We start from the raw sequence: 18,266 nt of genomic DNA on the forward strand, positions 1-18,266 counted from the left end.
GCGTTAAGAAGGGCACCTTCTATAACGCGGAGCGTTAAGAAGGTGCCCTTCCTTCGTCCCGTCCCGTCCCGTCCCGTTACAGCTGGGCGCGGAGGTCCTTGCGGAGGATCTTGCCGGAGGCGCTCTTGGGGATGGCGTCGACGAAGGTGACGGCACGGACCCGCTTGTACGGCGCGACCCGCTCGGCGACGTAGTCCTTGACGTCCTGGGCGCTGAGCTCGGCGCCGGGAGCGGCCGCGACGAAGGCGTGCGGGATCTCCTCGCCCTCGGCGTCGTGCCCGGCGACCACGGCCGCGTCGGCGATCAACGGATGGCCCAGCAGCACCGCCTCCAGCTCGGCCGGCGGCACCTGGTAACCCTTGTACTTGATCAGCTCCTTGACCCGGTCGACGATGAACCAGTCCCCGTCGGCGTCGACCAGGCCCACGTCGCCCGTGTGCAGCCAGCCGTCGGCGTCGACGGTGGCATCGGTGTCCTCCCGGCGGCCCAGGTAGCCCTGCATCACCTGCGGCCCCTTGATCCACAGCTCGCCGGGCTCGCCGGAGCCCAGGTCGTCACCGGTGGCCACGTCCACCACCCGGGCCAGCGTGTTCGGGATCAGCGGGCCGACGGTGCCGGGCTTGACCCGGGTGTCGCCGTGGACCTGCGCGTGCGACACCGGCGACAGCTCGGTCATCCCGTAGCCCTGCTGCACCACGCAGCCGAGCCGGTTCGCGCAGGCCTGCGCGAGTTCGCCGTCGAGCGGGGCCGCGCCGGAGAACACGACCTGCAGCGCCGACAGGTCGTACTGGTCGACGAGCGGGTGCTTGGCCAGCGCCAGCACGATCGGCGGTGCGACGAACGCGCGGCTGACCTTCTGGTCCTGCATCGCGGTCAGGAACTCGACCAGGTCGAAGCGTGGCAGCACGATCAGCGTCGCGCCCTTCGACAGGGCCATGTTCATCAGCACGGTCAGCCCGTAGATGTGGAAGAAGGGCAGCACCGCCAGCACCTTGTCGGCGGGGTCGTATTTGACTACCTGCTGGGTCTGCGCGATGTTGGCGACCAGGTTGCGGTGGGTGAGCATGACGCCCTTGGCGACGCCGGTGGTGCCGCTGGAGTACGGCAGCACGGCCAGCGCCGAGGCCGGGTCGATGTCCACCACGGGCGGGGGCTCGGTCGTGGCCGTCAACTCCTGCACCGAGCGGTATCCCTCGGCCGTGTCGCAGACGAGGATCTCCTGCACCTGTGCCGCGGCGGCCGTCGCCCGGTCGAGGAACGGCGACACGGTGACCAGCAGCTTCGCGCCGGAGTCGCTGAGCTGGGTGGTCAGGTCCTTCGGGGTGGCCAGCGCGTTGACGGTGGTGACCGTCGCGCCGGCGGCCAGCGCGGCGTGGAACACCACCGGGTAGAGCAGCGTGTTCGGGCTGAACAGGGCCAGCACGTCACCCGGCCGCAGCCCGGCCCCGGCCAGCCCGGCGGCGAGCCGGTCCACCATGTGCGCGAGCTGCGCGTACGTCAGCGTCTGCCCGGTGCGGCCGTCGACGAGCGCGGGATGGTCGCCGCGTGCCGCCGCGGGTCCGATCACGAGCTGCGGGACGGAGACCTCGGGGATCTCGACGTCGGCCATGGGGCTGGAAAAGGGCATCGTCGCCTCACTCTCGTACGCGGTGCACGTCGAAGTTCCGTCATCATGCGTGCAGGTTCACCGTTCGGCAATACCCCGGCAACGGTCGGCGACGATCCGGACCGGGCCGCCGTCGCGCGTCGCGATGATCGCCGGACCGGCCTGCGATACAACTAGCACGAGGCCGTGAGCTGCGCTTTCATCGCGCGCTCGGGCGCGGCCGACTCATGTCGCAACCATGCGGGGGAAACGTACATGCGACCTGTCACAACAGGACTGCGCGCCCTGGGGGCCGTCGCCGTCACCACCATGATGGCCCTGGGGGCGCCCCACGCCGCCTGGGCGGAGGATGTGAAAGGCGGCGGCAGCCACGGCGGCGGCAGCCACGGCACACCGAAACCGAAACCGAAACCGAAACCGCAGGCGCCGGTCGCGGGCGTCGAGTCCTGGGGCTTCAACGACTCCGGCCAGCTCGGCGACGGCACGCTGATCACCCGGCCGAGCGCGGTCAGCGCCGCCGTGCCGGACGAGGTCCTCGACGTCGAGGGCGGCGGCCGGTTCAGCCTGGCGCTGCTGCACAACGGCACGGTCAAGGCGTGGGGCGACAACGACGACGGCCAGCTCGGCGACGGCACCACCATCGACCGCCCGATCCCCGGCTCCGTGCCGAACGTGCGCGGGGTGAAGGCGCTCGCCGCGGGCGGGGCGCACAGCCTCGCCCTGCTGGGCAACGGCACCGTGCTCGCCTGGGGCGACAACGCCCGCGGCCAGCTCGGCGACGGCACCACCGACGACCGCACCACCCCGGTCGCCGTCACCGGGCTGACCGGGCTGAAGGTCGTCGGCATCGCGGCCGGTTCGCAGTTCAGCCTGGCGCTGCTGGCCGATGGCACGCTGCGCGCCTGGGGCGACAACCGCTCCGGTCAGCTGGGCATCGGCGAGGCCGGCCCCGACCCGCAGACCACGCCGGTGGCGGTGGGAGGCCTCGCGGGCGTACGGGTCAAGCAGGTCGACGCCGGTGACAGCCACGCCCTCGCGGTGCTCGGCAACGGGACCGTGCGCGGCTGGGGCGAGAACTCGCGCGCCCAGGTCGGCACCGGCACCGCCAGCACCGCCCCGGTGCCGATCCCGACGCCGGTCGTCGACCTCACCGGGGCCAGGACCGTCAACGCGGGCGGCTTCTCCAGCCTGGCGATCCTGGCCAACGGCCGGGTGAAGGGCTGGGGCGCGAACGGCGACGGCCAACTCGGCCTCGGCACCACGGCGACCCCGCAGCTGCGCCCCGCCGAGGCGGTCGGCCTCACCGGCGTCGTCGACATCTCCACCAACGGGTCCGGAGCCGGCCTCGACGGCGGTTTCACCGTCGCCATCAGCAACGGCGTCATCAAGGCCTGGGGCGACAACGCATCCGGGCAGGTCGGCATCGGCTTCACCGGGTTCGACCCGGTGCTCGTCCCGGCCACCGTGGTGACCGGCCTGGACAAGCCGAAGGACGTGTCGACCGGCTTCCAGTTCGCCCTGGCCACCTGAGCGACAGAAGCCTGAACGGAACGGGCGGCACGCACGGCGTGCCGCCCGGTGTTTCTTCGAGCGCGTGCAGCCGCGGCCGCCCCGGCACCGTGTCTGTCGAGCGTCGCCTGGGCAAGCCGCCGATGCGCCTATGCCAACGGGGGCGGTGACTCCAGCACGCCGCCATGCCACGAGCCGAGCCGGGTCCACCGACCGTCGGTGCCGCGGCGCAGGATCCCGTCGCGACCGTTGGCCACCAGCACCACATGCTCGTTTCCCACCTCACGCACCACCAGCGCGAACGACATCAGGTCACCAGTCGGCTCACCCGTCGGGCCGAAGAGCCCGCGTCGCTCGTAGGCTTCGGACAACTTCGCGAGCTGACTGCCGCTGATCTCCCAGGCGGTCTGCCAGGTCGCTCCGCCGTCCGCGCTGGACTCGACCCGCAGCTCGCCCGTGACGACCCGGTAGCAGACCCTCCCGGCGCAGTCCTGTTTCGACGCCTGCAGCGCGGTCGCGCCGTCCGGTTCGCCGTCGAGGGCGGTCCAGGTGAGCCCGTCGTCCGCGCTGACGGCCCACTCGACGTCGAACCTTCCGTTCACGCCGAGCACGAGCCGCCCGCCGTCCTCGTGCAGCAGGATCGCTTCCGGCCCGTGCTCCGGACTCGCGGTGGTGGCGGTGGTGGCCAGCAGCGCGACCGGCAGCAGGAGCGCCCCGCGCACCAGGCGGGCCGTGCGTCGGCCCGGGGCCGGTCGCCGGGCGGTGCGCTGCCAGGCCCACCAGCACAGTGTCAGCGCGGGCAGCGCCAGCAGGTCGGTGACGTCGGCTCGGACCAGGGACGGCTCGTTGACCATCGACCACGCCTGCGAGGCGAGCTGTGCGCCGTACGCCGTCGCCTTCACGAAAGCGAAGCCCGCGCCGGTCGCGGCCAGCGCCCCCACCGCGAGCGCCCGTGCCGGAACGCGCGGCGCCACGACCGCCACGAGCACCGCCAGCAGCGGCGGGAACATCAGCATGCCCGCGACGTCGCTCAGTTTGCCGGTGACCGGTCCCGGCTGCCAGGCCTTGAACAGATGATCGTTGGCCAGCAGCAGGGCCAGGCCGGCCACGCTGATCGGATGCGCCGACCACGCCAGCGCGCGGCGCAGCGCGTCGTGAGAACCCCCGTCGTCCATGCCGCACAGAATGCCGGGCCCGCGCAAACCACGCGGGCCCGTGCCGGTTCAGCCCTCGCTCTTGTCGCCCTTGCTGTGCTCGGCGAGGAACCGCTCCAGCTCCGCGCCCAGCTCGTCGGCCGTCGGCAGCGGCGCGGGCTCGGTCAGCAGGTTGCTGCCCCGGCCGCGCATGAACGCGTCGTACTGCTCCTCCAGCGCCTTCACCACGGCCGCGGCCTGGTGGTTGTCGGTCAGCTGGCGCTCGATCTCGGCGCGCACCCGGTCGCCGGCCTCGCGCAGATCCTCGGTCGGCAGCAGCAGGCCGGTGGCCCGCGACACCGAGGTCAGCAGCAGCTCGGCGGCCTGCGGGTACTCGCTGTCGGCGAGGTAGTGCGGCACGTGCGCGGCGAAGCCCATGGCGTCGTGCCCGGCCTCGCCCAGTCGGTACTCCAGCAGGTTGGTCATGCTCGCCGGGACCTGCACGTCGGCGATCCACGGCTCGTGCCCGACCACCAGTTCGGGCCGGGTGCCGTGCGCGGTGATGCCGGCGGGGCGGGTGTGCGGCACGGACATCGGGATCGCGTGCACGCCGATGGTCAGCCGCACCTGGAGCTGCTCGATCAGCCCGGTCGTGGCGGCCACGAACCGCTCCCACTGGAAGTCCGGCTCGGGACCGGTGAGCAGCAGGAACGGGGTGTCGTCGTGGTCGCGCAGGGCGTGCAGCTCCAGCTTGGGCTCGTCGTACGCCTCCCAGTGGTCGGCCGAGAAGTGCATCAGCGGCCGGCGGGAGCGGTAGTCGTAGAGCTGGTCGAGGTCGAACTCGGCCACCACGGTCGACTCGAGCGAGTCGAGCAGGTGCTCGCGGGCGAGCTTGCCGGCCGAACCGGCGTCGACGAACCCGGAGAGCGCGTGCAGCAGGACCGGACGGCCCAGCTCGGGCAGTTCGTCGGTCAGCTGGTAGAGCTTCTGTGGGTCGAGCACGTCGTTCGCCTCCTGCAGATGGTCGTTCCACCGGAGCCAACAACGCGCACGGGGAGCGCATTCCTGTTCCGGAACACCATCGTTCCGGATTCCCGTGCCGCCGTCTAACGGAACCCCGTTCCGCAGGGGGATACGCCGGGCGCGCAGGCGGGCGCGCCCGGCGTACGTCAGCTCAGGCTGCCACCGTAGCGCCGAGATGACGGGCCGCCTCGTGCGCCTCCGCCTCCTCCGGCAGCGCCTGTTCCTTGCGCCCGAGCCGGCCGAGGCCGACCAGGGCCAGTCCGGTCAGCGCCCACGAGGCCAGCACCCAGGCAGCCGCGCCGCCGCCCGCGCCGCCGAACCAGGCGGCCGAGCGCAACAGGGTCGCCCCGGCCCCGATGGGCAGCCACTGGCCGACCTCGCCCCAGGGCTGCGGCAGCAGTTCTGGGGCCGCGCCGACCGCGCCCAGCGCGTTGCCGACCAGCAGGATCAGCACCGCGCCGAGGCCGATGCCGCGCGGCCCGGCGACGCCGGCCAGGCCGTGGATCGTAGCGCTGATGGCGAGGGTGATCAGCGCGATGACGCCCGCGACCGGCCACCAGTCGCCGCCGACGACACCGAGCCAGGTCTGCAGCACAGTCGCGCCGGCCGCGCCGGACAGGGCGGCGAAGGCGAGCAGCCCGACGAGCCGCGCGGCGAAACCGGCAACGACGAAGTAGAGCGCGATCGCGGCCGCCATGGACGTGATCACCAGGGGGAAGAAGCCCGCCGCGAAGCCGCCGCCGCGCGGGTCGTCGGGGCCCAGCGGGGCGAGGTCGGTGACGGTCACCGGGGTGCCGGTGCTCGCGCCGAGCTGCGCGGCGGCGGCGCTGAACAGGCCGGCCACGGCGGGTGCGGCGGCCGAGGCGGTGCGCAGGGCGACGCCGTCGGGGCTGAGCACGAAGGCGGCGTACGCCTCGCGGTCCAGCACCGCCGCGTCCGCCGCGGCGGCGTCGGCGACCGTGGTGACCTCGAACGCTCCCGGGCTCATCGACTCGATCTTGGAAGTGAACGCCGCGACGGCCGGGGCGGGACCGGTCACGACGACGGGTAGGTCACGCGGCTCCACGTTCGCGGCGGGCGCGGCGAACAAGGGCAGGAGCAGGGCCTGCAGGGCCATCACGCCAACGGCTACGGCCACCGCCAGGACCGCGGGGGGCGGGGTGCGGCGCATGGGGATCTCCTTAAAACGAATGTTCGTTCTCTTAGGGAAACGATGCGCCCGGCCCCTGCCGCCTGTCAAGAACGATCGTTCGTTTTACGATGAGAGCCATGCCACGCGTCTCCGAAGCCCACCTCGCCGCCCGCCGCCAGCAGATCCTCGACGCCGCCCGGGCCTGCTTCGCGCGCAACGGCTTCCACGCCACCTCGATGCAGGACGTGATCTCCGAGGCCGGGCTGTCGGTCGGCGCGTTCTACCGCTATTTCAAGAGCAAGGAGGAGCTCGTCACCGCCATCGCCGAACAGGTGATCGGACGGGTCAGCTACCTGCTCGACGAGGTGCGCGCGATCGACCCGCCACCGCCGATCGAGGACGTGATGCGCCGGCTGCTGCAGACCGTCGACCCGCAGTTCAGCCCGGAGGGCGTGTTCCCGATGGCGCTGCAGGTCTGGGCCGAGTCGCTGCGCAACCCGGAGCTGGCCGAGTTCGTCCGCACGATCTACGGGCGGGTCCGCGGCCACTTCGACGAGATCGCCCGCGACCAGCAGGCCGCCGGCCGACTGCCCGCCGACGCCGACCCCGAGGCGGTCGGCGCGGTGCTGTTCAGCATGGTGCCCGGGTACGCGCTGCAGCGGGTGCTGCTCGGCCGGCCCGATCCGGAAACTTTCCTCGCCGGCATCACGGCACTGCTGCACTCTCCTGACAAGAACTGAGACCCGCTCATACGGCTGTGACCTGGGTGACCGCTGCGGTTCATGCGTGCTTTGTTGACTGATGACTCAGTCAGCAAGTAACCTTGCGGGGAACCGGGAGGGGTGTCGGCATGGCCACGCGGGCCGCAGGGCGCAGCGAGCAGGTCTGGATCACCATGGACGACGGTGTCCGGCTTGCCGCGTCCCTGTACCTCCCCGCCACCGACGCCCCGCAGCCCTGCCTGCTGGAGGCGCTGCCCTACCGCAAGGACGACATCACCTCCTCGTACGCCGAGGAGTACGAGCGCCTGCGCGACGAGTTCTCGTACGCCGTGTGCCGGGTCGACCTGCGCGGCACCGGCTCCAGCGAGGGCATCGCCGTCGACGAGTACCCGTTGCGCGAACAGGACGACCTGGTCGCCGTCATCGCGTGGCTGGCCGGCCGGCCCTGGTGCGACGGCAATGTGGGCATGTACGGCACGTCCTACTCCGGGTTCAACGCGATCCAGGTTGCCATGCGCCGCCCGCCGGCGCTGAGGGCGATCGTGCCGATCTACGCGACCGACGACCGCTACACCGACGACGTGCACTACATGGGCGGATCACTGCGGCTGCTCGACGTCGTCGACTACCCGACGTACATGATCGCGATGAACGCGCTGCCGCCGGTGCCGTCGATCGCGGGGCCGGACTGGCGCGAACGCTGGCACGACCGGCTCGACCGCACCGAGCCCTGGCTGCTGCGCTGGCTCGACGATCCCGTCGACGGCCCCTACTGGCGGCACGGCTCGCTGCGCGACCCGTCTTTGGACACCGACGAGAGCTACGGCAACGACTACGCCCGGATCGCCGTGCCCACGATGATCGTCGCGGGCTGGGCCGACGGCTACCGCAACAACAGCTTCCGCACCGTCGCGCAGCTGCGCGACGCGGGCACCCCGGCGCGGCTGCTGGCCGGGCCGTGGAGCCACATGTCCGCCGAGTCCGCGCTGCCCGGACCGCACCTCGACCTGGTCGCCGAGCTGGCGCGCTGGTTCGACCGCTGGCTGCGGGGCGCCGACAACGGGGTGGACGCGGAACCGCCGTACACCTTCTTCCTGCGCGAATCCGGCGGCACTCCGGAGCCGGACGCGGCGCAGGTCGCCGGGTCCTGGCGGAGCATGCCGGACTGGCCGAACACGACCTGGCGCTGCCCGCGGTCCTGGGCGATCGGCGGTGGCACCCGGGTGCTCGCGGTGCGCGCCGACACCGGCACCGCGGCGTGGAACAGCTGCGCCGGGCGGCTGCCCTGGGGCCAGCCCACCGACCAGCGCTTCGACGACGCCGCCTCGCTGACCTGGGATTTCCCCACCGAGACGGAGCCGCTGACGCTCATCGGGCCCGGCTGGGTCAGCCTGCGCGTCGCGGCCGACCAGCCACTGGCGAGCGTGGCCGTGAAGCTGTGCGACGTCGCCGACGACGGCACCTCGACGCTGATCACGCGCGGATTCCTCAACCTGGCCCACCGCGACGGCCACACCGAGCCGGTCCCGCTCACGCCGGGCGAGTTCACCGACGCCGAGGTCGAGCTGGAGACCTGCGCCTACACGGTGCTGCCCGGACGCCGGCTGCGGCTGTCGGTCAGCGGCGTGGACTGGCCGAACACCGTCGCGCCGCCGCGTCCGGTGACCCTGGCCGTGGACGGCGACCGCAGCACGATCCACCTGCCCGCCCCGCAGGACCACGACCCGGCGCCCCGCTACGACCAGGGGCAGCGTGCGGTCGAGGGCGACGCGGTGGCGTGGCGGATCAGCGACGACGTGATCGACCGTGTCACCACGGCCACCGTGGAGCACGGCTCGACCTGGGACGTCACCGGCGGCACCTGCACCGACCGGTACAGCGCCTCGGTCACCGTCGACCGGCGCACCTGGCGGCAGACGTCGACGTCCACCGCCCGGTTCACGCTCACCTGGGGCGATACCAGCGTGAGCACCGAATGCACGGTCGAACTGACCGCCGACGCCGACCACCTGACGGTCGCGATCACGCTGCGGGCGTACGACGGCGACGCCGTCGTGAGCAAGCGCTGCTGGAACCACCAGGCGGCCCGCCGCTTCGGTTGACGCCGCCCGCCGCGCCGACGTCGACCCTTTCCTCACTTCCTGCTTGGGAGCCCTTTCCATGTCCGGCCTCGCGGTCGTCACCGCTGCCCGCCGTTACCGTGCCCTGATGGCCAGCCCGGGTGTCGCCCGGGTGGCGCTGCCGTCCCTGATCGGCCGCCTGCCCTACGGCATGGCGACCCTCGTGTTCATCCTCGCCGTCCAGCACGGCACCGGCTCGTACGCCGTGGCCGGCATCGCCACCGGCGCGCACTCGGCCATCACGGCGTTCACCTCGCCGTGGTTGGGCCGGCTGTGCGACCGAGGGCACGCCGTCGCGGTGCTGCGGGTCACCGGTGTGCTCTACGCGCTGCTGCTCACCGGCATGGTCGCCGCGCTGTGGACGCACCAGCCGGTGGCCCTGATCATCGGCCTGGCCGCGCTGGCCGGAGCCGCCAACCCGCCCGTCGGCGCGGTCACCCGCGTCGTGCTGCCCGGCCTGGCCCCGGCGCACGTGCAGACGGCGTACGCCTTCGACGCCATCACCGTCGAACTCACCTACGTGCTCGGGCCGATGCTGATCGCCCTGGTCACGGCGGCCACCAACCCGTACGTCGCGGTGATCGTCACTGCGTTGCTGGCCACCGTCGGCTCGCTGGGCCTGGCCGCCGCACCCGGGCTGACCGCCCGCTACCGCGAGGTGCGCACCGCCGCGCTCGCCGCCGCGGCCACCACCTCGGACCTCAGCTCCGCCGCTCGCGCCCGCGCGCTGCGCGCCAACCGCCTGATGCGGCTGAGCCTGGTCGTCGTGCTGGTCGTCGGCGCGCTGGAGGCGGCCGCGTACGGCGTGATGGAGGTGGCGATCCCCAAGTACGCCGCCGACCTGGGCGCGCCCCAGGCCGCGGGTGCGGTGGTGGCCGCCTGGAGCGCGGGCTCCATCGTCGGCGGCGTCTGGTTCTCCGGCATGAACCCGAAACTCGGCCAGGCGAAGCTGTTCGCGCTGCTGCTGTGCCTGAACACGCTCGGTTTCGGCGCGATGCTGCTGGCCTACGGCCTGCCCAGCCTGGCGCTGATCCTGTTCCTGGGCGGCATGGTCATCTCCCCGACCACGGCGGTCGAGTGCGCGCTGGTCACCCGGATCGCCCCCGCCGGGCGCAGCACCGAGGCCTTCACCTGGGTCGGCACCGGCATCTACGTCGGCTTCGCGGCGGGCTCGTCGATCTCCGGCCTGATCATCAACCAGGGCACCAGCCTGAGTGTCGTCATCCTGATCGCCACCGCCATGGTCGCCACCGGAGCCCTGCTGGCCATCACCGCCAGCCGCCGCATCGCCGCCGACGCCGCCGCCAACCCCGACCCCGCGGCCCTCCCTGCCCCCGCCGCCGCCCACTGACCCGCCACAGGCCGGTTGATCGTCCGAGTTGCCTGGCACCTGTGCGTATCTTGACCGCGCATTCGCCCATCTGCCAGGCAACTCGGACGATCTTGCCCGCCGGGCGAGGGCCTGGTCGGCGAGTTGGTGGATGGTGGGGCATGGACGGGCGTGCGTTAGGGTTCAGCGGTGGCTCGACGAACTGCCGAAGTGCGCCTGGACGCGCTGCTGCGCACCGCAGTGGACGTGATCGTCGAACGCGGCTTCGCCAACACCCGCACCGCCGACGTCGCCAAGGCGGCCGGGGTCAGCCAGGCGCTGGTCTTCTACCACTTCACCAGCAAGGACGCGCTGCTGGCGCAGGCGTTCGCGTACGCCGCCGAGCAGGACATGGCCCGGCTGCACGCGGTGATCGACTCCAACGCGTCGTCCGTCGAGAAGCTCAAGAAGCTGGTGAAACTGCTCGCCCCGACCGGGCGGTCCAAGTCCTGGATGATGTGGATCGACGGCTGGTCGGAGGCGCTGCGCACCCCTGAGCTGGAGAAGGTGTCGCGCCGCATGGACCTGCGCTGGAAGGAGGGCCTCACCGAGGTCATCGCCAACGGGGTCGCCGACGGCTCGTTCACCTGCGACGACCCGGCCGGCGCGGCCTGGCGCATCAACGCCATCATCGACGGCCTCGCCGTCCAGCTCACCGTGCACGAGAAGGCAATCTCCCGCAAGCAGGCCTTCGAATGGATGCGCATGACCGCCGCCCGCGAGGTCGGCCTCGACCCCGCCGCCCTCGCCTGACGGCCCCCGCCGTCGCACGGCCGAGCCGTCGCGCACTTTCCGGGAAACTGCACGAATCAGCGCCCCATTGCCACAGTTTCCCCGAAACTGCCGCGTCCCGGGCTCAGTCGCTGATCACCACGCGGAGGGCGCCGGTGCGGGTATCGCCTGCCTCGATGACGCGGGTCCGCTCGTAGGCCCAGGCCGCGCAGACGCCCGGATACCCGGTCGAACCCTCGGTGGTCCGCACGAACCAGCGGTCGCCGTCGCCCAGGCCCGAGAACCGCAGGGTGTACGCCGCCCCGCCCGACTCGCCCCGCCAGACCAGCTCAGGCTCCGCACTCCCGTTGACCTGCTCCTCGCCGGACAGCTCCCCCGCGGTCAGGCCCAGGTTCGCCCCCGGCGCCACCCGCCAGAAACACCCGCCGTAGCCGGCCCCGCCCGGCCGCCCGTTCGTCGCCGGGCTGCCCAGTGTCACGGCCTGCTCCGCGGCCAACTCCCAGCCCAGTTCCAGCGCCCAGGACCGCTCGTCGAGGTAGGTCGCCGTCATGGTGCGCCGTTCCGACAGCAGCGCCTTGCCGTCCGCGCCGCGCCAGGCCAGCCGCTGGGTGAACCCGTCCGGCCGCACCTCGTCGAAGCCCTCGCCGGTGATCGACCCGTGGTCGTCGAGCCAGGTGTACCCCTGGTCGCGCACATACGTACGCCCACCCCAGAGGTTGTTGCGGTTGACGTCCTGCATGGCCAGCGACAGGCCCAGGTGCCACCGGTGGTCGGCCGGCAGCGTATCGGTGACCACGGTCCCGGCGAGCGTCCTGATCGGATGCAGGTGGGGCCGCGGCCCGAGCGTCGCCTCGATCCCCAGCCCCGAGCGGTATTCCGCGACCACCCGTCCCGCCACCGTGAACTCCACGCGGACCCGCCACCTCTCCCATCACGGAAAGCGCTTACCGCAGTGAGGTTAGCGGGTTCCGGTGACGCCCGCCAGGGTGGCCACCGTCAGCGGGCCGAGCGTCGGGAGGTGGTAGCCGCCCTCGTGCACGGCGACCACGGGCAGGCCCAGCTCACGGATCAGCTCGCCGGTGCGGCCGTAGCCGTCCTCGGTGACCTGCAGCGGGCTCTCCGGGTCGTCCTTGGCCGCGTCGACGCCCAGCGAGAGCACCACCGCGTCGGCCCGGTCGCCGATGAACTCGACCAGCTCGCGCACCCCGGCCAGCCAGCCCTCGTCGCCGGTGCCCGGGGCCAGCGGCACGTTCAGATTCGCGCCTTCGCCCGCGCCGGTGCCGGTCTCGTCGGCGAAGCCCGCGTAGTGCGGGAACCAGCCCTCGCCCGGGTCCACGTGCACCGAGGTGTAGAGCACGTCGGAACGGTCGTAGAAGATCGACTGGGTGCCGTTGCCGTGGTGGGCGTCCACATCGACCACGGCGACCCGGGCCACGCCCGCGCGCCGCAGCGCGAGCACCGCGACGGCGGCGTTGTTGAGGTAGCACGAGCCGCCGAACCCGCTGCGGGTGGCATGGTGGCCGGGCGGACGGCAGATGGCGTACGCGGCCCGCTCCCCCGCGGCGACCAGGTCGGCCGCGGTCGCGGCGGCGTGCGCGGCGGCCCGTGCCGCGGGCCAGGTGCCCGGACCGACCAGGGTCATCGTGTCGTAGCAGAACTGCCCCGCCCGCGCGTGCGTGGCCGTAGGCCTGCGCACCGGCAGCCCCTCCAGCATCGCCGGGGTCGGGAACACGTACGGCACCACCCGGTCCTGATACTCCAGGTAGCCGCCCTCAACCCACTGGCCGTAGACGCCTTCCAGGTGCGCCAGCAGTTCCGGAGTATGGGCCTGCGCGAGCGGCTCATCGCCCAGCGGCCGCGCCTCGACCAGCCGTGCGCCGGCCCGCACCAGCGCCGAACGCAGCACGGTGGCCCGTTCGGGCAGTTCCGTGCCGGGCGTGCGCACCCCGATCCAGATCTCCGCGTCCGGCACGTGCCGCAGCACGTCGTCGCTCCACACCACGGGCAGGTCCAGCTTCGCCATCCCGGCATGATGCCAGCGCAGGCGGCCCGCGACGGGGATCGTTACTGAGTCGAGACTCAGTTAGGCTGCGCCCATGCCTCGTGTTCACGACCTCGGCATCACCATCGGTGAGCTGCCCAGCGGCCCCAGCCGCTCCATCCTCGACGTGCCCGGCGTGGGTGTCGGCCACACCACCGTGTGGCGCGACGAGGAGCCGCCGCCGGCCGGACGGGGCGTCGCCCGCACCGGGGTGACCGTGCTCGACCCGGGCGGCAACGCGTTCCGGGAGCCGATCCCGGCGGGCGGCGCGATCCTCAACGGCGCGGGCGAGTGCACCGGCTTCATGTCCGCGCAGGAGTGGGGCCTGGTCGAGACGCCGATCTTCCTGACCTCCACGATGCAGCTGGGCCGGGTGTACGACGCCGCCTGTGAGCTGCTGATGGAGTCCGAGCCGGGCATCGGTGACGACGACGTGGTCATCCCGGTGGTGGCCGAGTGCGACGACAGTTTCCTGTCCGAGTCGCGCCGTATGCAGGTCACCCGCGACGACGTGGCCGCCGCGCTGAATGCCGCGCGGACGAGCGCCGCCGCCGCCGAGGCCGACCGCGCGGCGGGACGGCCCACCGCCGCGCCCGCCGAGGGCGCGGTCGGCTCGGGCACCGGCATGAGCTGCCTGGGCTTCAAGGGCGGCATCGGCACCGCGTCCCGGGTGCTGCCGTCGGGTCACACGCTGGGCGTGCTGGTGATGACGAACTTCGGCGAGCGGGGCCGCCTGACGGTGGCCGGTGTCCCGGTCGGACGGCTGCTGCCGCCCGCACCCGCCCCGACCGCCCCACCGGCGGGCTCCTGCATCGTCATCGTGATCACGGATGCGCCGGTCGATCCGGCGGGCTGCCGGCGGCTGGCCCGCCGCGCCGGGCTCGGCCTGGCCCGCACCGGCTCGACCGCGCACCACGCCAGCGGCGAGATCTTCCTCGCCCTGGCCACCGGGCTGCGCACCCCGCGCGGCACCGCCTCCACCGTCACCCCGCTGCAGGGCCGCCAGCTCGACCCGTTCTTCGCCGCCGTGGTCGAGGCGACGGAGGAGAGCGTCCTCAACAGCCTGCTCAACGCCCCGACCGTGGTGGGCCGCAGCGGCAACACCGCCGAGGGCCTGCCCGTCGACCGCGTAGCCGCCCTGCTCGCCCTGCGCTCGTAACCGTCCCGCCGCGCCGGGCGGCACACCGCCGACCAAGATCGCTCGATTTGCCTGGCACTCGTGGAAAAGCGCGCTCAAGATACGCACAGATGCCAGGCAAGTCGGGCGATCAACAACATGAACAGACCGTTGACCGTGGGTGAAGACCCCCGGTAGGGTGAGCGACCGCGATGGAAAGCGTTTTCCATCTTGTTACTATCGGGCCACGCACCCGCACTCGCCCATCGGAGCCGGACATGTCCTCACGACACGAACACCCCTGGTGGCGTGACGCCGTCATCTACCAGGTGTACCCGCGCAGCTTCGCCGACGGGAACGGCGACGGCCTCGGCGACCTCACCGGCCTGCGCGAGCGCCTGCCGTACCTGCGCGACCTCGGTGTCGACGCGGTCTGGCTGAGCCCCTGGTACGTCTCCCCGATGGCCGACGCCGGCTACGACGTGGCCGACTACCGCGACATCGACCCGGTCTTCGGCACCCTCGCCGAGGCCGAGCGGTTCATCACCGAGGCCCACCAGCACCACCTGCGGGTCATCGTCGACGTCGTGCCCAACCACTGCTCCGACCGGCACCCGGCGTTCCAGGCCGCACTCGCCGCCGGACCCGGTTCGCCCGAGCGCGAGCTGTTCTGGTTCCGCCCCGGCCGCGGCGAGCACGGGGAGCTGCCGCCCACCGACTGGGGCTCGCACTTCGGCGGCCCGGCCTGGACCCGGGTCCCCGACGGCGAGTGGTACCTGCACATGTTCGCCCCCGAGCAGCCCGACTGGAACTGGGACAACCCGGCGGTGCCCGAGGACTTCCAGACCACGCTGCGCTTCTGGCTCGACCGGGGCGTCGACGGGTTCCGCATCGACGTCGCCGACCACCTGGTCAAGGACGCGGCCCTGCCGGACGTGGCCACGCTCGGTCCCGACGTGATCCGGCCCTGGCGCGACCAGGAGGGCGTGCACGAGATCTACCGCGAGTGGCGCAAGATCGCCGACTCGTACCCGCAGCGCGGGGTCTTCGTCGGCGAGCTGTGGGACGACGACCCCGACCGGTTCACCCGCTACCTGCGCCCGGACGAACTGCACACCGGCTTCAACTTCCCGTTCCTGTCCTGCCCCTGGGACGCGGCCGCGTTCCGGGACGTCATCGACACGACGCTGGCCACGCACGCCATGGTCGGCGCGCCCGCGACCTGGGTGCTGTCCAACCACGACGTGGTACGGCACGTCACGCGCTACGGCCGGGCGCACACCGCGCACTCGTTCGACGACGCCAAGCACTTCGAGGCCAGCGACCTCTCGCTCGGCACCCGCCGCGCCCGCGCCGCCGCGCTGCTGACCCTGGCGCTGCCCGGCTCCGCGTACGTCTACCAGGGCGAGGAGCTGGGGCTGCCCGAGGTCGAGGACATCCCCGACGAGCTGCTGCAGGATCCGCGCTGGCCGCGTTCGGGGTTCACCGACCGGGGCCGCGACGGGTGCCGGGTGCCGCTGCCCTGGTCGGGCGATACCAAGCCGTACGGCTTCAGCCCGGACCGGGCGGCCGCCGACCCGTGGCTGCCGCAGCCCGCGAGCTGGGCCCGGTTGTCCGCCGCGGCGCAGACCGGGGACCGGCGCTCGATGCTGGAGCTGTACCGCCGCGCCCTGCACCTGCGCCGCACCGAGCCCGACCTCGGCGACGGCCCGATGCGATGGCTGCCCGCCCCCGACGGCGTGCTGCTGTTCCAGCGCGGCGACGGCTTCGCCTGCCTGGTCAACCTGAGCGACACCCCCGCCGAGCTGCCTCCCTACGAGTACCTCCTGCTCACCAGCGATCCGCTGGAGGACCTGAAGGTCGCCCCGAACAGCGCCGTCTGGATGCGCGTCGCCTGACCCAGCCCTGACCCACCTGCCCGCCCACTCGCGGCGGGCAGGTACCACGACCATGCCCTGAACACCCTGGAGCGACCGCATGAGCGCACACATCCTGGTCGTCGGCATCGACGGAGTCCGGCTGGACACCGCACGCGCGGCGCACACCCCCCACCTGGACACGATCGAGCGCGAAGGATGGCTGGCCGAGTTCGAGCTGAGCACCGACGCGCCCACCCTGTCCGGGCCGACCTGGGCGTCGGTCGCGACCGGGCTGTGGCCGCGGGTGCACGGCATCTACGGCAACGTGTTCTCCGGCCACCGCCTCGACGCCTTCCCCGACGTGTTCACCACGGCCAAGCGACGGGGTTTCACCACGTTCGTCGGGGCGAGCTGGGCCCCGCTGGTCACCACCGCGTACGGCGGCCCGATGTTCGCCTCGCCCAGCCTGCTCACCTTCGCCGACGGGCACACGCTCGGCCACGACGCGGCCGACCAGCACGTCGCCGACGCCGCCGCGCGGGCCCTGGGCCAGGGCACGTTCCACGCCTCCTTCGTCTACCTCGGCGAACCCGACGAGGTCGCCCACGAGCTGGGCACGGGAGCGGAGTACACGGCCGCGATCGAGCGCGCCGACCGCCGCCTCGGCCAGGTCCTCGACGCCGTCCGCGCCCGCCCCCGGCACGCCGAGGAGAGCTGGACGGTCCTGGTCGTCACCGACCACGGGCACCGGGACGAGGGCGGTCACGGCGGCCGCAGCCGGTGGGAGCGCACCGCGTGGCTGGCCGCCTGCGGCGCGGGCATCGGGGCCACGCCGCCCGCCGACGTCAGCCACGTCTCGGTCGCCCCGACCGTGCTGGCGGTGCTCGGCCAGCCGCTGATCGGCGAGAGCCACCTCGCCGGGACCTCCCTGATCCCCGAGCGCCACCCGGCCACGGTGGCCTGACGTGTCGCTCACCGCTTTCGCCCTGGTCGCCGCGTCGGTGCTGTGCCACGCGACGTGGAACCTGCTGTCCAAGCGGGCCGCCGTCGCGGGCACCGTCTTCGTCGCCGTCTGGTCCGTGGTCGCCGCGCTGATCTGGGCCCCGATCGGCATCTGGGCGCTGGTCACCGGCTGGGACTCCCTCGGCTGGGGCAGCCTGGTGCTGCTCGGCGGCGCGGCGCTGCTGCACACCGGCTACTACCTGCTGCTGCAGCGCGGCTACGCGGTCGGCGACCTGTCGGTGGTGTATCCCGTCGCCCGAGGGCTGGGCCCGGTGCTGATCTGCGCCGTCGCGGTGCCGTTCTTCGACGAGGACCCGGGCCTGCTCGGCTGGGCGGGCACGCTCGCGCTGTCGGTCAGCGTCGCGCTGATCGGCAAGCCCTCCCCCGACGCCCTCAAACGCAAGGCCCCCATCCTGTACGCGCTGGCGACGGGCGTGTTCATCGCCGCGTACACCCTGTGGGACCGCAACGCGGTCGCGGTCGCCGCGCTCTCGCCGATCCTGGTCAACTGGGGCGGCGACACCGGCCGGGCGCTGCTGCTGGCCCCGTGGCTGATCAGGCACCGGGCGAAGGTCAAGCAGGTGTGGCGCGAGCACCGGCGCGAGGTGTTCGGCACCGCGATCTGCTCGCCGGGGGCGTACATGCTGGCCCTGACTGCGATGACGATGGCCCCGGTGACCGTGGTCGCGCCGCTGCGCGAGGTCAGCGTGCTGCTGGTGGTGTTCCTCGGGGCGCGGTTCCTGGGCGAGCGCGACATGTGGCGGCGGCTGATCGCCGCGCTCGGCGTGGTCGTCGGCGCGGTCGGCGTCACCCTGGGCCGCGGCTGACGTGCCGCTCGTCACGGGACGGCGCGGCCCGGATGACGGGACAGCGCGCCTGGTAGATCAACCTTTTGAGTAAC

General features: G+C 72.7%; 15 protein-coding genes. 9 read left to right on the forward strand and 6 right to left on the reverse strand.

Annotation, left to right across the window (positions count from 1 at the left end):
* Window positions 1–76 precede the first annotated feature (76 nt).
* Window positions 77–1,627, reverse strand: a complete 1,551-nt coding sequence (locus AB0B35_RS31965) for an AMP-binding protein (protein WP_361052486.1) — start codon at window positions 1,625–1,627, stop codon at window positions 77–79.
* 234 nt (window positions 1,628–1,861) lie between these two features.
* Between AB0B35_RS31965 and AB0B35_RS31970 the strand changes: the two genes are divergently transcribed.
* A complete protein-coding gene (locus AB0B35_RS31970) occupies window positions 1,862–3,136 on the forward strand; it encodes a hypothetical protein (RefSeq protein WP_361052489.1) in 1,275 nt (424 codons plus the stop codon).
* A gap of 128 nt (window positions 3,137–3,264) precedes the next feature.
* Here the strand turns inward: AB0B35_RS31970 and AB0B35_RS31975 are convergent, their stop codons facing one another.
* The 3 genes from AB0B35_RS31975 to AB0B35_RS31985 all read right to left on the reverse strand — a co-directional run bounded on the left by AB0B35_RS31975 (window position 3,265) and on the right by AB0B35_RS31985 (window position 6,442).
* Entirely contained in the window at window positions 3,265–4,290 is a 1,026-nt protein-coding gene (locus AB0B35_RS31975) for a hypothetical protein (protein ID WP_361052492.1), read from the reverse strand.
* A 48-nt stretch (window positions 4,291–4,338) separates the two neighbouring features.
* Complete coding sequence (locus AB0B35_RS31980) at window positions 4,339–5,250, reverse strand: PAC2 family protein (RefSeq protein ID WP_360528336.1); 912 nt, start codon at window positions 5,248–5,250, stop codon at window positions 4,339–4,341.
* A gap of 172 nt (window positions 5,251–5,422) precedes the next feature.
* Window positions 5,423–6,442: a hypothetical protein gene (locus tag AB0B35_RS31985; RefSeq protein WP_361052495.1), complete on the reverse strand. Its 1,020-nt coding sequence runs from the start codon at window positions 6,440–6,442 to the stop codon at window positions 5,423–5,425.
* A gap of 98 nt (window positions 6,443–6,540) precedes the next feature.
* On the opposite strand from AB0B35_RS31985, the gene AB0B35_RS31990 reads away from it, so the two are divergent.
* The 4 genes from AB0B35_RS31990 (at window position 6,541) to AB0B35_RS32005 (ending at window position 11,367) form a co-directional block, all read left to right on the forward strand.
* On the forward strand, window positions 6,541–7,143 hold the full coding sequence (locus AB0B35_RS31990) for a TetR/AcrR family transcriptional regulator (RefSeq protein WP_361052498.1): 603 nt from the start codon (window positions 6,541–6,543) through the stop codon (window positions 7,141–7,143).
* 110 nt (window positions 7,144–7,253) lie between these two features.
* Window positions 7,254–9,227 carry a CocE/NonD family hydrolase gene (locus AB0B35_RS31995; protein ID WP_361052501.1) on the forward strand — a complete coding sequence of 658 codons (1,974 nt, stop codon included), beginning with the start codon at window positions 7,254–7,256 and terminating at the stop codon, window positions 9,225–9,227.
* A gap of 58 nt (window positions 9,228–9,285) precedes the next feature.
* Window positions 9,286–10,596 carry an MFS transporter gene (locus AB0B35_RS32000; protein WP_361052505.1) on the forward strand — a complete coding sequence of 437 codons (1,311 nt, stop codon included), beginning with the start codon at window positions 9,286–9,288 and terminating at the stop codon, window positions 10,594–10,596.
* Between the two features lie 168 nt (window positions 10,597–10,764).
* Entirely contained in the window at window positions 10,765–11,367 is a 603-nt protein-coding gene (locus AB0B35_RS32005; protein ID WP_360528321.1) for a TetR/AcrR family transcriptional regulator, read from the forward strand.
* 103 nt (window positions 11,368–11,470) lie between these two features.
* Here AB0B35_RS32005 and AB0B35_RS32010 read toward each other — a convergent pair whose 3' ends face one another.
* Together AB0B35_RS32010 and AB0B35_RS32015 are read right to left on the reverse strand one after the other, a co-directional pair.
* Window positions 11,471–12,256: a DUF6807 family protein gene (locus AB0B35_RS32010; RefSeq protein ID WP_361052508.1), complete on the reverse strand. Its 786-nt coding sequence runs from the start codon at window positions 12,254–12,256 to the stop codon at window positions 11,471–11,473.
* A gap of 48 nt (window positions 12,257–12,304) precedes the next feature.
* Window positions 12,305–13,369 (reverse strand): hypothetical protein, encoded by a 1,065-nt coding sequence (locus AB0B35_RS32015; protein ID WP_361052511.1) that lies wholly within the window; start codon window positions 13,367–13,369, stop codon window positions 12,305–12,307.
* Between the two features lie 73 nt (window positions 13,370–13,442).
* Here AB0B35_RS32015 and AB0B35_RS32020 point away from each other — a divergent pair, with 73 nt between their 5' ends.
* The 4 genes from AB0B35_RS32020 (at window position 13,443) to AB0B35_RS32035 (ending at window position 18,192) form a co-directional block, all read left to right on the forward strand.
* Window positions 13,443–14,546: a P1 family peptidase gene (locus tag AB0B35_RS32020; RefSeq protein WP_361052514.1), complete on the forward strand. Its 1,104-nt coding sequence runs from the start codon at window positions 13,443–13,445 to the stop codon at window positions 14,544–14,546.
* A gap of 236 nt (window positions 14,547–14,782) precedes the next feature.
* Window positions 14,783–16,402, forward strand: coding sequence for a glycoside hydrolase family 13 protein (locus AB0B35_RS32025; RefSeq protein WP_361052517.1), 1,620 nt, complete (start codon window positions 14,783–14,785; stop codon window positions 16,400–16,402).
* A gap of 79 nt (window positions 16,403–16,481) precedes the next feature.
* Entirely contained in the window at window positions 16,482–17,327 is an 846-nt protein-coding gene (locus AB0B35_RS32030) for an alkaline phosphatase family protein (protein WP_361052520.1), read from the forward strand.
* Window position 17,328: 1 nt separating this feature from the next.
* Window positions 17,329–18,192: a DMT family transporter gene (locus AB0B35_RS32035; RefSeq protein WP_361052523.1), complete on the forward strand. Its 864-nt coding sequence runs from the start codon at window positions 17,329–17,331 to the stop codon at window positions 18,190–18,192.
* The last annotated feature ends 74 nt before the right edge of the window (window positions 18,193–18,266 follow it).

It is taken from the genome of Catellatospora sp. NPDC049133 (genome assembly GCF_040648455.1).
In the GTDB taxonomy this organism is placed as follows: Bacteria; Actinomycetota; Actinomycetes; order Mycobacteriales; family Micromonosporaceae; genus Catellatospora; species Catellatospora aurea.